The 11,475-nt window shown below is 64.9% G+C and carries 10 protein-coding genes; 7 read left to right on the top strand and 3 right to left on the bottom strand.

All coding sequences use genetic code 11. The features are described 5' to 3' along the window. Window positions 1-191: 191 nt before the first annotated feature. The 6 genes from P0652_RS15185 (at window position 192) to P0652_RS15160 (ending at window position 6,756) form a co-directional block, all read left to right on the top strand. The gene (locus tag P0652_RS15185) at window positions 192-1,706 is read left to right on the top strand and encodes an ABC transporter substrate-binding protein (RefSeq protein ID WP_284179701.1); all 1,515 of its coding nucleotides are present in this window, start codon (window positions 192-194) and stop codon (window positions 1,704-1,706) included. Window positions 1,707-1,709: 3 nt separating this feature from the next. After that, window positions 1,710-2,627, top strand: a complete 918-nt coding sequence (locus P0652_RS15180) for an ABC transporter permease (RefSeq protein WP_284179700.1) — start codon at window positions 1,710-1,712, stop codon at window positions 2,625-2,627. Then, window positions 2,627-3,529 carry an ABC transporter permease gene (locus tag P0652_RS15175; protein ID WP_284179699.1) on the top strand — a complete coding sequence of 301 codons (903 nt, stop codon included), beginning with the start codon at window positions 2,627-2,629 and terminating at the stop codon, window positions 3,527-3,529. The genes P0652_RS15180 and P0652_RS15175 overlap by 1 nt, the downstream gene beginning before the upstream one ends. Continuing rightward, complete coding sequence (locus tag P0652_RS15170) at window positions 3,526-4,491, top strand: ABC transporter ATP-binding protein (RefSeq protein ID WP_284179698.1); 966 nt, start codon at window positions 3,526-3,528, stop codon at window positions 4,489-4,491. Before P0652_RS15175 ends, P0652_RS15170 begins: the two co-directional genes overlap by 4 nt. Beyond that, window positions 4,488-5,465 carry an ABC transporter ATP-binding protein gene (locus P0652_RS15165; RefSeq protein ID WP_284179697.1) on the top strand — a complete coding sequence of 326 codons (978 nt, stop codon included), beginning with the start codon at window positions 4,488-4,490 and terminating at the stop codon, window positions 5,463-5,465. The genes P0652_RS15170 and P0652_RS15165 overlap by 4 nt, the downstream gene beginning before the upstream one ends. Before the next feature lie 163 nt (window positions 5,466-5,628). Next, a complete protein-coding gene (locus P0652_RS15160) occupies window positions 5,629-6,756 on the top strand; it encodes an S-(hydroxymethyl)glutathione dehydrogenase/class III alcohol dehydrogenase (RefSeq protein WP_284179696.1) in 1,128 nt (375 codons plus the stop codon). A 5-nt stretch (window positions 6,757-6,761) separates the two neighbouring features. Here the strand turns inward: P0652_RS15160 and dinB are convergent, their stop codons facing one another. Continuing rightward, window positions 6,762-7,889: a DNA polymerase IV gene (dinB, locus tag P0652_RS15155; RefSeq protein WP_284179695.1), complete on the bottom strand. Its 1,128-nt coding sequence runs from the start codon at window positions 7,887-7,889 to the stop codon at window positions 6,762-6,764. Between the two features lie 120 nt (window positions 7,890-8,009). Beyond that, window positions 8,010-9,953: an FAD-binding monooxygenase gene (locus tag P0652_RS15150; protein ID WP_284179694.1), complete on the bottom strand. Its 1,944-nt coding sequence runs from the start codon at window positions 9,951-9,953 to the stop codon at window positions 8,010-8,012. A 165-nt stretch (window positions 9,954-10,118) separates the two neighbouring features. On the opposite strand from P0652_RS15150, the gene P0652_RS15145 reads away from it, so the two are divergent. Next, window positions 10,119-10,577 (top strand): MarR family winged helix-turn-helix transcriptional regulator, encoded by a 459-nt coding sequence (locus P0652_RS15145; protein WP_284179693.1) that lies wholly within the window; start codon window positions 10,119-10,121, stop codon window positions 10,575-10,577. A gap of 12 nt (window positions 10,578-10,589) precedes the next feature. Here the strand turns inward: P0652_RS15145 and P0652_RS15140 are convergent, their stop codons facing one another. Further along, window positions 10,590-11,468, bottom strand: coding sequence for a transglutaminase family protein (locus P0652_RS15140; protein ID WP_284179692.1), 879 nt, complete (start codon window positions 11,466-11,468; stop codon window positions 10,590-10,592). Window positions 11,469-11,475 lie beyond the last annotated feature (7 nt).

The following is an 11,475-nucleotide window of genomic DNA, read 5'->3' as shown; positions in this document are numbered from 1 at the left end:
GACGGGAGAATCCGGCTGGGGAGTTGCCATCAAAGCATCGCACCCCTGATTGCGCCACCCCCCGGCACGGCACTTGCTGGCTAAGCCCCGTCTTGGTTGTTGACTCGTCAGGCTTCGCCCGCCGACACTGTGATCAAAGTCAGGGACCGGGCCGCTTTCAGGCACCGGTCCCGCCAACGGGAGATCGTCACATGCGCCTGCTGAACCTCGCCACCCTCGCATTGGCCGCCAGTGTCAGTGTCACGCCGGCCCTTGCGCAGAAGGCCCAGAATACCGTGCGTTTCGGCTATGATCAGGTGCCGGAAAACATCGATCCCTTTTTCAACAATGTCCGGATCGGTGTCATTCTCGGCCAGCATGTCTGGGACACGCTGATTTATCGCGATCCCAACACCAACGAATACAAGGGCCAGCTCGCCAAGGCGTGGAAATGGGTCGATGACAAGACGCTCGAATTCAGCCTCCGCGAAGGCGTGAAATTCCACAATGGCGAGGAATTCGACGCGGATGACGTCGTCTACACGCTGAATTTCGTGTCGAAGCCGGAGAACAAGGTCGTCACCCAGACCAATGTGAACTGGATCGAGTCGGCCGAGAAGGTCGACAAATACACCGTCCGGCTCAAGCTGAAGCGCACCTTCCCGGCGGCAATCGAATATCTCGCCGGTCCGGTGGTGATCCATCCGAACGAATATTACGCCAAGGTCGGCCCCTCGGGCATGAACACCGCCGCCATCGGCTCCGGCCCCTACAAGGTGGTCGAGCATGTCGTCGGCAAGTCGGTCAAGCTCCAGCGGAACCCGGATTATTTCAAGGACAGCCCGAAGCCGCAGCCGAAGCTGGAGCGGATCGAGGTGCGCTTCATCCCGGATCGCCAGACCCAGATGGCCGAAATGCTGGCGGGCGGCCTCGATTTCATCATGAATGTCCCGCCCGACCAGGCGAGCCAGCTCAAGGCCGTGCCGCATCTCGCCGTGACCAGCGGCGAGACGATGCGCATCGTCTTTCTCAACCTCAACACCCTGCCGGATGGCCCGACGCCCGCCCTGCGTGACATCCGCGTCCGGCAGGCCATCCAGCATGCGATCGACCGGCCGACCATGGTGAAGCAGCTGGTCGGCGAGGGCGCCCGCGTCCTCAACGTGATCTGCTATCCCTCGCAATTCGGCTGCTCGGACGAGAAGGCGAAGAAATTCGAGTACAACCCGGCCCGCGCCAAGCAATTGCTGGCCGAAGCCGGCTTTGGCAATGGTCTCGAGCTGGATCTCTTTGCCTATCGCGAGCGGCCGCAATCGGAAGCGATGATCAACTATCTCCGTGCGGTCGGCATCAAGGTCAACCTGCGCTTCATGCAATATGCCGCCATGCGCGAGCAGGTGCGTGGCAACAAGGCGGCAATGGCTCACCAGACCTGGGGCTCGTTTTCGGTCAACGATACCTCCGCCTCCACGCCGGTCTATTTCGGCGGCGGTCCGGATGACGTCAACAAGGATCCGGAAGTGATCGCTTTGCTCAAGAAGGGCGACAATTCGGTCGATCCTGCTGTCCGCAAGGCCGCCTATGCCGAGGCCCTCGGGCTCATTGCCGAACGGGCCATGGGCGTGCCGCTCTATGCGCTCGTGACTTACTATGTCAGCGGCAAGGGCCTGGACTTCAAGACCTATGCCGACGAGATCCCCCGCTTCTGGGAAATGAGCTGGAAGTAACGGGTGATCGGCTACGCGCTCAAGCGGCTCGGGCTGGCCTTGCTGGTCGCGCTCGCGGTTTCGGCCGCGAGCTTCGTCCTGCTGCGCCTGTCCGGTGATGTCGCGCTGGCCATTGCCGGCGAGGGCGCCCGCACAGAGGATATCGACCTTGTCCGGAAGACCTACGGGCTCGACCGGCCATTGATCGTCCAATACGGCGAATGGCTGTTCCGCACGTTGTCAGGCGATTTCGGCCAGTCGCTTTATTTCAAGACCGGCGTGACCGGGCTCATCCGCGAGAAGATCGGCGTGACGCTGGTCCTCGCCTTTGCCTCGCTGGCTTTGGCCCTCGTCATGGCCGTCCCGCTCGGCGTGCTGGCGGCGCTCTTTCCCAATACCTGGATTGACCGCCTCAGCCTCGCTCTGGCCGTGGCGGGGCAGGCCCTGCCGAACTTCTTCTTCGCGCTGGTGCTGGTCATGATCTTCTCGATCAAGCTGCGCTGGTTGCCGGTTTCCGGAAGCGAGACCTGGGCGCATTTCGTCCTGCCCACGCTCTCGCTCGGTCTCTACATCACGCCGCCCTTCATGCGGCTGATCCGCGCCGGGATGATCGAGGTGCTGGCGGCGGATTACATCCGCACCGCCCGGGCCAAGGGGCTGTCACCAGCCAGCGTGGTCATGAAACACGCCCTCCGCAATGCCCTGGTGCCGGTCGTGGCGCTCGCCGCCGTGCAGCTCGGCTTCCTGCTGGGCGGCTCGATCGTGATCGAAACCATCTTCGCCCTCGATGGCCTCGGCTATCTCGCCTACCAGTCGATCACCCACAAGGATTTCCCGGTCACGCAGGCCGTTCTGCTCATTCTCTCGGTGGCCTATGTGCTGCTGACGCTCTGCGCCGATCTCGTCAATGCGTGGATCGATCCGCGCCTGAGGGTCGCGTGATGGCAGGACTTGCCGAAGCAGGTGCTGTCACCGCACTGCCCGAACTGTCGCAGCGGGCCTTGCTCTGGCGCCGCATGCGCGGCCACAAGGGCTTCCTCGCCGGTGCCACTCTGCTGGTACTGATCATCCTTGCCTCGCTGCTGGCGCCCTGGATCGCCCCGCATGACCCCTACGCGCAGGATCTGACGAAACGCATGATCCCGCCGATCTGGGAGGCAAGCGGTCAATGGGCTCATCCGCTTGGGACCGACAATCTCGGCCGCGATTACCTCTCCCGCGTACTCTGGGGCGGACAGATCTCGCTGCTGATCGGGCTGTCGGTCATGGTGATTTCCGGCTTCATCGGCGCTGGACTTGGCCTCGCCGCGGGCTATTTCGGAGGCCGCATCGACCTCGCCATCACCTTCATCATCACCACGCGCCTTGCCCTGCCGGTCGTGCTGGTCGCGCTGGCGGTCGTGGCGATGATCTCCGGCTCGCTCCTGGTGGTGATCCTGATCCTCGGCCTGCTGAAATGGGACCGGTTTGCAGTGGTCATGCGATCGGCCACCCAGCAGGTGAGGGGACTCGACTATGTCGCTGCTGCCGAAGCCGCCGGCGCCTCCACGCCTCGGATCATCCTGCGCGAGGTGCTGCCCAACGTGGCGCCGCAGCTTATCGTCGTGGCCACGGTGGAGGCGGCCAGCGCCATCCTGCTGGAGGCGGCCTTGTCCTTCCTCGGTCTTGGTGTGCAGCCTCCCTTGCCAAGCTGGGGGCTGATGATCTCCGAGGCCAAGGCCTACATGTTCTTCTCGTTCTGGCTGATCGCCATTCCCGGCTCGGCGCTTGCCCTGCTGGTCCTGGCGATCAACCTCGTCGGCGATGGCCTGCGAGACGTTCTCGCCCCGGATGGCCGCGCATGACCCTGCTTGCAGTCGACAATCTCCGGGTGGATCTCGCGACGCCGCGCGGCACGCTCCATGCCGTGCGCGGCATTTCCTTCTCGGTCGCACGCGGCGAGACGCTCTGCATCGTCGGCGAGAGCGGCTGCGGCAAGTCCATGACGTCGCTTGCCCTGATGAGCCTGCTGCCGAAGACCGCGACACGCCGGACCGACAGGCTGGAATTCGACGGGCAGGATCTCGCGGTTCGTCCGGCCCCCGCCATCAATGCCCTGCGCGGTAACCGCATGGCCATGATCTTCCAGGAGCCGATGACGGCGCTCAATCCCGCCTACACGATCGGCAACCAGATGATGGAGGGCTATCTCCGCCACAAGGGGGCGAGCCCGGCCGAGGCGGAAGCCCGCGCGGTCGAGTTGCTGGGCAAGGTCGGCATCGCCAATGCGCGCGAACGCCTCGGCCAGTATCCACACCAGCTTTCCGGCGGCCTGCGCCAGCGCGTGATGATCGCCATGGCCCTGATGTGCGGGCCCGACCTGCTGATCGCCGACGAACCGACCACCGCGCTTGATGTGACGATCCAGGCGCAGATCCTGCGGCTTCTGGTCGATCTCGCGCGGGAATTCGGCCTCGCGCTGATCCTGATCACCCATGATCTCGGGCTCGTCGCCCGCATCGCTGACCGGGTCGCCGTGATGTATGCCGGCGAGATCGTGGAGAGCGGCAAGGTGGCCGATCTCTTCGCCCGGCCGCGGCACCCCTACACGCGCGGGTTGATCGATTGCATCCCTGTGCCCGGCCGCACGGCGCGCGGGGCGAGGCTCGGGGCGATCCCCGGTACCGTGCCTTCGCTGGTTGGCGAACTGGCCGGCTGCATGTTCCGGGGCCGCTGTTCCAAGGCCCGCCCGGCCTGCGAGGGGCCGATCCCCTGGCAGGAAGCCGCCGGCGGCCATGGCATGCGCTGCGTGCTGGAGGGGCGATGACGATCCTGCTCGAAGCCCGGGATGTGACACGCCGCTTCACGGTCAGCCGCGGCCTTTTTTCGCCGAAACGCCGGCTCAACGCGGTCAATGGCGTGTCTCTTTCTGTCGAGGAAGGCGAAATCCTTGCCATCGTGGGCGAGAGTGGCTGCGGCAAGTCCACCCTCGCGCGCATGCTGCTGGGCCTCCTGCCGGCCAGTTCCGGCGAGATCCGGCTCGGCGGGCAGGATATGCGGAGCATGGGCCGGCTCGACATTGCCCGCCGCGTGCAACCTGTCTTCCAGGACCCGTATTCCTCGCTCAATCCGCGCCGTCGCATCGCCGAGATCGTGGCCCTGCCGATGGAAGTGCAGGGCAAGGCCGATGCCGCCACTTGCCGCCGTGCGGCAATGGAGATGCTGGAACGCGTCGGCCTGCCTGAACGCTTCGCGCAGGCCTATCCCGCCCAGCTTTCCGGCGGCCAGCGCCAGCGCGTCGCGATCGCCCGGGCGCTCGTGATGCGGCCGGAACTGGTGATCTGCGACGAACCGACCTCGGCGCTCGATGTGTCGGTCCAGTCACAGATCCTCAACCTGCTGATGGATCTCCGGCGTGATTTTGGCACGACCTTCGTGTTCATCAGCCACAATCTCGCAGTGGTCGAGCATATCGCCAGCCGGGTCGCGGTGATGTATCTCGGGCAGGTTGTGGAACAGGCGCAGACAGCTGCCCTGTTCGAACGCCCGCGCCATCCCTACACGCAGGCCCTGCTCGCTTCAGCGCTGACGCCGGAGCCCGGACTCGGCATCCCGGATACGGGGCTCGGCCTCGCCTTTCCCGATCCGCTTGATCCACCGCCGGGCTGCCCGTTCCATCCGCGCTGCCCGAAGCGCATCGCATCCTGCAATTCAATCGTCCCGCCGGTCATCCTCGATCAGGCCGGCCGCGTGGCCTGCCATCTCCTGGCTCAGCCGCCGGGCACAAGCGCCACGCCGTAATCGGAATAGGGCGGGCGGCACTCATGCATGGACCAGAACCGGTCCGGCCCGGAACATCGCACGCCAAAAACGCAGCCGGTGACGGAGACGTCCGCCGACCTTACGGGACTTGACTTGGCTGGCAGCACCGGAAACGCTCGCCGCCAGTTCAAGGAGAATCCCCATGAAGAGCCGCGCCGCTGTTGCCTGGGAGGCCAAGGCGCCTCTCACCATCGAGACCATCGACATTGCCGGCCCGAAGCCGGGCGAGGTTCTGGTGGAGATCATGGCGACAGGCATTTGCCACACCGATGCCTACACCCTGTCCGGTCTTGATTCAGAAGGGAAATTCCCGGCAATCCTCGGCCATGAAGGGGCCGGGATCGTCCGCGAGATCGGCGCTGGCGTGACCAGCCTCCGCCCGGGCGATCATGTAATCCCGCTTTACACGCCGGAATGCCGCAGCTGCAAGACCTGCCTCTCGCAGCGCTCGAATCTCTGTACGTCCATCCGTGCGACGCAGGGCCAGGGCGTGATGCCGGACGGGACCAGCCGCTTTTCCTGCACGCCGGTCGGGCCGCGCCCTGGCGAGATCTTCCATTACATGGGCTGCTCGACCTTCTCGAACTTCACCATCCTGCCGGAGATCGCCCTCGCCAAGGTCCGCGAGGACGCTCCGTTCGACAAGATCTGCTATATCGGCTGCGGCGTGACCACCGGCATCGGCGCGGTGATCTATACGGCAAAGGTCTGGCCCGGTGCGAATGTCGTTGTCTTCGGGCTCGGCGGTATCGGGTTGAACGTCATTCAGGCTGCACGGATGGTCGGGGCCGACAAGATCATCGGCGTCGATCTCAACCCCGCCAAGGCGGCGATGGCACGCAAGTTCGGCATGACCGACTTCGTGAATCCCGACGATGTCGGCCGCGACAAGGTCGTTCAGGCGATTGTCGACCTGACGGCGGGCGGCGCGGATTTCTCGTTCGAATGCATCGGCAACACGACGACGATGCGGCAGGCGCTGGAATGCTGCCATCGCGGCTGGGGCGAGAGCATCATCATTGGCGTGGCGCCCTCGGGGGCCGAGATTGCCACGCGGCCCTTCCAGCTTGTCACCGGAAGGGTCTGGAAAGGCTCGGCTTTCGGCGGAGCGCGCGGCCGGACCGACGTGCCGAAAATCGTCGACTGGTACATGGAGGGCAAGATCAACATCGATGACCTGATCACCCACACCATGCCGCTGGAGGAGATCAACACGGCCTTCGACCTGATGCACGAGGGCAAGAGCATCCGGTCGGTCGTGGTGTTCTGAACCGTTCAGGTCTCGCCGCCGAACAGGTCGAGTTGCGGGAGGTCCGGTTCTTCGGCAGCGTCAAAGGAGGAGAGGGTCACCCCCAGCAGGCGGATATCCTTGGCCAGCGGGAAGAGCAGGCCGAGGAGATGAATGACGGCTTGCTCGATCGCCACAAGCGACGGAACCGGCCGGGCGAAGGTCCGGCTGCGGGTGATCAACTGGAAATCGGTGAACTTCACCTTCAGTGTGACCGTCCGGGCCTTCAGCCCGTGTCGCTCGCAATGCGTCCAGACCTTTGCCATCAGCGGCCGGAGCCCCTCATGCGCGCCCTCGAAATCACGGATATCGTTGGAGAAGGTATCCTCGGCGCCGACCGACTTGCGCACCCGTTCCGGCCGGACAGGGCGGTGGTCTATGCCTCGGGACAACCAGTAATAATAGGGGCCGGATTTGCCAAAATTCTCCTGCAGGAAGGCCAGATTCCGGCCCTTCAGATCCGCGCCTTTATGAATGCCAAGCCTGTTCATCTTCGCCTCGGTCGCCGGGCCGATGCCGTGGAACTTGCCGATCGGCAGGTTTTCCACGAAGGCTGGCCCGGCCTGCGGCGGGATGACGAACTGGCCGTCCGGCTTGCGCTGGCCTGAAGCCAATTTCGCGAGGAACTTGTTATAGCTGATGCCCGCTGAAGCGGTCAGCGCCGTCTCCTCGCGGATGCGGGCGCGGATCCGGCTTGCCACCTCGGTGGCGAGGGCTATTCCCGCGAGATTCTCGGTGACATCGAGATAGGCCTCATCGAGCGAGAGGGGTTCGATCAACGGCGTAAAGGCCGAGAATATCTCGTGAATCTGGTTCGAGACGGCGCGGTAGGTCTCGAAGCGCGGGCGCACGAAAATGAGATCCGGGCATTTTCGCAAGGCCGTCACCGAGGGCATGGCCGAATGAACGCCGAAGCGGCGGGCCTCGTAGCTCGCGGCAGCAACCACGCCGCGCTTGGCGCCGAAGCCCACGGCGACCGGCTTGCCGCGGAGTTCAGGATTGTCCCGCTGCTCGACCGAGGCGTAGAAGGCATCCATGTCGACATGGATGATCTTGCGGATATCCTTGAGGGATTCCGTCCCAACCACAGCCGGGGAAAGGGGCTCTTCGCTCATGCCCTGGGCAATGCCGTCTTCCTGCAACGACAGCGAATCCTAGCACGGATGCTGTTCATGAACGAGCCTCGCCCCCTCCGGTCGGAGGGGGCTCCTGCCAGATTTCGGCAGGAATGCCGTTCAGGCGCCCGGCAGCAGGATCCGCTCGAAGAAGGCGCTGATTTCCGCATGCGCATCGAGCGGAAAAAGCGCCGAAACGAACTGATCCGGGCGCAAAATGACCACGCAACCGCGCCTGGAATCGACCCCGCGATTGACAAAAATATTTTGACGATCGGCCGGATCGTTGCAAAAAATTTTCTCATAATCCCGAAGCCGGAGGCGGCCGGTCAGCGGCAGGAGGAAGGTCGGCATCCGCTCGATCGCCAGCGACCGATGCGGCTTCCGGAAGATCGCCCGGACATCAATCACCGCATCGATATCCGCGCGGGCCGGCGTGAACCGGCGGACGGGCGATGCCGCCGAGTCAAGAAAGCCGCAGAGCCGTCCGATCCCGCCTTCCGGGCGGCCATCATCCTCCGCATCGGCGAAAGCGAACAGCCGCCAGCGCCCGTCCGCCTTGGCGACATGGCCGAGATGCATCGGCTTGGCATCGGCCAGCCGGATGACCGGGGCGGAATGGAACCGCGTGCCGATGGCAAATCCCGGTGCCAGCGCCTGATGTCGGGCATCCGCTGTCAGCAATGAAGGACGGTATTGCGTGGCCGTGCCTGCGGTATAGCGGCCGTGCTGGACGAAATAGCGCTGGGTCTCGGAGGGATCATAGGGCAGGCCTGCGGCGGCGGCCTCCTTGGCCTTGCCGAGAATGCCCGCCCATTCCCTGTCGAATTCGATCAGTTCGCGCGCAATCGCCTGCCGTTCCTCGGAATAGGTGGCGAGAAGTTCCGGCCGGGCGGCGCCGCGCAGCACCTGCGCCAGTTTCCAGCCGAGGTTGAAACTGTCCTGCATGGACACATTCATGCCCTGGCCGGCCTTGGGGCTGTGCGTATGGCAGGCATCGCCGGCGATGAAGAGCCGCGGCAGGCGGCTGGCTGGCGCGTCTGGTTGCCGGTCATCGAAGCGCGGGCAAAGGCGTTGGCCGATCTCGTAGACCGACCACCACGGAATGTCCTTCACCTCCAGCGTGTAGGGGTGGAGAATGCGCCGGGCGGTGGCGACGAGATCCTCCGCCGTGATCGCCTTCTGGCTGACGCGCTCGCCCTCGGCCAGCTTGTCCAGCTCGACATAGAGCCGGACCATATGGCCGCCCTCGCGCGGGATCAGCACCATCGAGCCATCCCGGGCGGATTGGATCAGCGCCTTCATCCGGATGTCCGGGAAATCGGTCACGGCGAGGAGATCCATCACACCCCAGGCCTGATTGGCGGAATCGCCCTCGAGCGCAAGGCCCATCGCCTTCCGGACGCTGCTGCGGGCGCCATCGCAGCCGACGACGAACCGGGCGCGGATCGTCTCCGTCCGGCCTTCATGCGAGGGGTCGAGCCGTTCCAGCGTGGCCGTGACGGGATAGGCCGCACCGACCGGGCCGGCAGCGGCCTGATCATCAACCGAGAGCGAAACCAGCCGCCGGCTGTAATGCGGCGCCAGCCGGGCAGGGGCCTTGCGCATCACATCGAGGTAGAAATCCTGCACGCGAGCCTGGTTGAGGATGACATGCGGGAATTCCGACAGACCGTCCTCCGTGTCCTGAACCCGGCCGGACCGAGCGATATGGTCAGGCTGGGCCTCTTCCGGCTTCCAGAAGGTTGTCTCGAGAATCCAGCAGGCCTCGCGGGCCACGCGCTCGGCGAATCCGAAGGCCTCGAACATTTCCATGGTGCGGCAGGCAATGCCATCCGCCTGTCCGCGAAAGAGGCGGGTCGGGCGCTGCTCGACAATGCAGGTGCGGATCTCGGGGAAGGCGGCAAGCTGGGCGGCGAGCGTCAGCCCAGCCGGCCCGGTGCCGACGATCAGCACATCCACCTCGTCCGGAACCGGCCCGACGGCGCCGCCTTGGCGATAGCGTTCGGCAGGGTCATGGTTCTCCGGATCACCCGGCTCGAAGCCATTCTGGTGGAACTGCATGATCTCGTCGCTCCGTCAGATGAAGCAGGTCTGCCCTGTCCCGCGCCGAGAAGTCCGGCCCGGCTGGACGCCCGGATTGATAAATGATAAGTATGCTGATTATAAGTATGCTGTCAATTAGTGGGAGCAGCTGGCGGCATCGCGAGGGATCGAGAGGAAAAAGCCATGCACGATCATTCTGATATGCCCGGCCATCTCGCGCGCCGCTTCCAGCAGATCGCGGTGGCGGTCTTCCATGCCGAGGCAACAGCGGCTGGCTTTGACCTGACGCCGGTGCAATATGTCGCCCTGGCAGTGTTGAGGCACCATCCTGGCATCGACCAGGCGACGCTCGCTGGCCTCATCGCCTATGACCGCACGACGATCGGCGGCGTCATCGACCGTCTCGTCCAGAAAGGCCTGCTGGCCCGGGCAGCCAGCCCGAGAGACCGGCGGGCCCATATGCTGCACCTGACGGAGGCCGGGCTGGCCACGTTGGCAGGCATACAGCCGGCTGTAGAGACGGCCCAGCGCCATATGGTCGCGGGGCTCGAGCCGGCAGAAGTGACGGAGTTGATCCGGCTGTTCCGGAAGGCGATCGCTGCGCATGAGCAGGGCCACGCGCTGATGAAGCCCGCGCCGTGAGCAGCGGCAGCCCTATCCGACGGGGATGACATCCACCGTGTGGTGGCCGGTCTGGCCGCCGGCCGTGCGACTGACGCCCCGGATCGGCGCGACATCGGCATAGTCCCGCCCGTAGCCGACGAGGATATGGTCATCGGCAACGGCCATGGCGTTGGTCGGGTCATATTCCAGCCAGCCGACACTGTTTCCGCACCAGATGCGCACCCACGCGTGCATGGCATCGGCGCCGGGGAGGCGCTCCTCGCCGGGCGGCGGCAGGGTGCGCAGGAACCCGCTGACATAGCCGGCGGGAATGCCGATCGCGCGGAGGCTGGCGATCATGATCTGGCTGTAATCCTGGCAGACCCCGCGCCCCGCCTCGAAGGCCGCAAGCGGAGGGGTGTCGACATCGGTGGCGGCATCGTCGAATTCCATATGTGCCGAGAGCGCGGCGCCGATCGACCGCATCGCCTCGACAGGGCTCATGCCCGGGTTGAGGGCTGCCATCGCGAAATCGCGGAAGGGCACGAAATCGGGGATGCGTGGCGAGGGGCCGAGGAAATGAAGCGGCGAATCCGGGCCGAGTTCACTCCGCCGGGTGAGTTCGTCCCGCATCCGGTCGAGCGTCGGTGCGACATCCAGCACCGGCAACGCGCTCTGCCGTTCCACATAGGCGAGGAGCCGGAGATCAATCTCCGCATGATCCTCATGGAAATGCAGCGAATGGACGATGTTGCCGAAAAAATCCGTCCGGACCGCGCGCTCCGGCTGGCCGGGCTCGATGTCGAGCTGCGCCGCCACCAGCCTTTGCATGCCGGGCACGGTGCGCGGCTGTACCCTCAGAAGGTGCCGCGCCTGTGCGACAGGGTGGGCATAGGCATAGCCGAGCCGGAGGGTGATCTCGTATTGCATCGGTGCG

The sequence above is a fragment of the Rhabdaerophilum sp. SD176 genome, from assembly GCF_030143245.1.
GTDB lineage: Bacteria > Pseudomonadota > Alphaproteobacteria > Rhizobiales > Beijerinckiaceae > Rhabdaerophilum.
The sequence above is the reverse complement of the archived record's forward strand: the minus strand, read 5'-3'. Positions and strand labels throughout refer to the sequence as shown.

Coding starts and splice junctions, on each gene's coding strand:
- P0652_RS15185 (WP_284179701.1), top strand. CDS start 192: ATGCGCCTGCTGAACCTCGCCACCCTCGCATTGGCCGCCAGTGTCAGT.
- P0652_RS15175 (WP_284179699.1), top strand. CDS start 2,627: ATGGCAGGACTTGCCGAAGCAGGTGCTGTCACCGCACTGCCCGAACTG.
- P0652_RS15170 (WP_284179698.1), top strand. CDS start 3,526: ATGACCCTGCTTGCAGTCGACAATCTCCGGGTGGATCTCGCGACGCCG.
- P0652_RS15165 (WP_284179697.1), top strand. CDS start 4,488: ATGACGATCCTGCTCGAAGCCCGGGATGTGACACGCCGCTTCACGGTC.
- P0652_RS15160 (WP_284179696.1), top strand. CDS start 5,629: ATGAAGAGCCGCGCCGCTGTTGCCTGGGAGGCCAAGGCGCCTCTCACC.
- dinB (WP_284179695.1), bottom strand. CDS start 7,889: ATGAGCGAAGAGCCCCTTTCCCCGGCTGTGGTTGGGACGGAATCCCTC.
- P0652_RS15150 (WP_284179694.1), bottom strand. CDS start 9,953: ATGCAGTTCCACCAGAATGGCTTCGAGCCGGGTGATCCGGAGAACCAT.
- P0652_RS15145 (WP_284179693.1), top strand. CDS start 10,119: ATGCACGATCATTCTGATATGCCCGGCCATCTCGCGCGCCGCTTCCAG.
- P0652_RS15140 (WP_284179692.1), bottom strand. CDS start 11,468: ATGCAATACGAGATCACCCTCCGGCTCGGCTATGCCTATGCCCACCCT.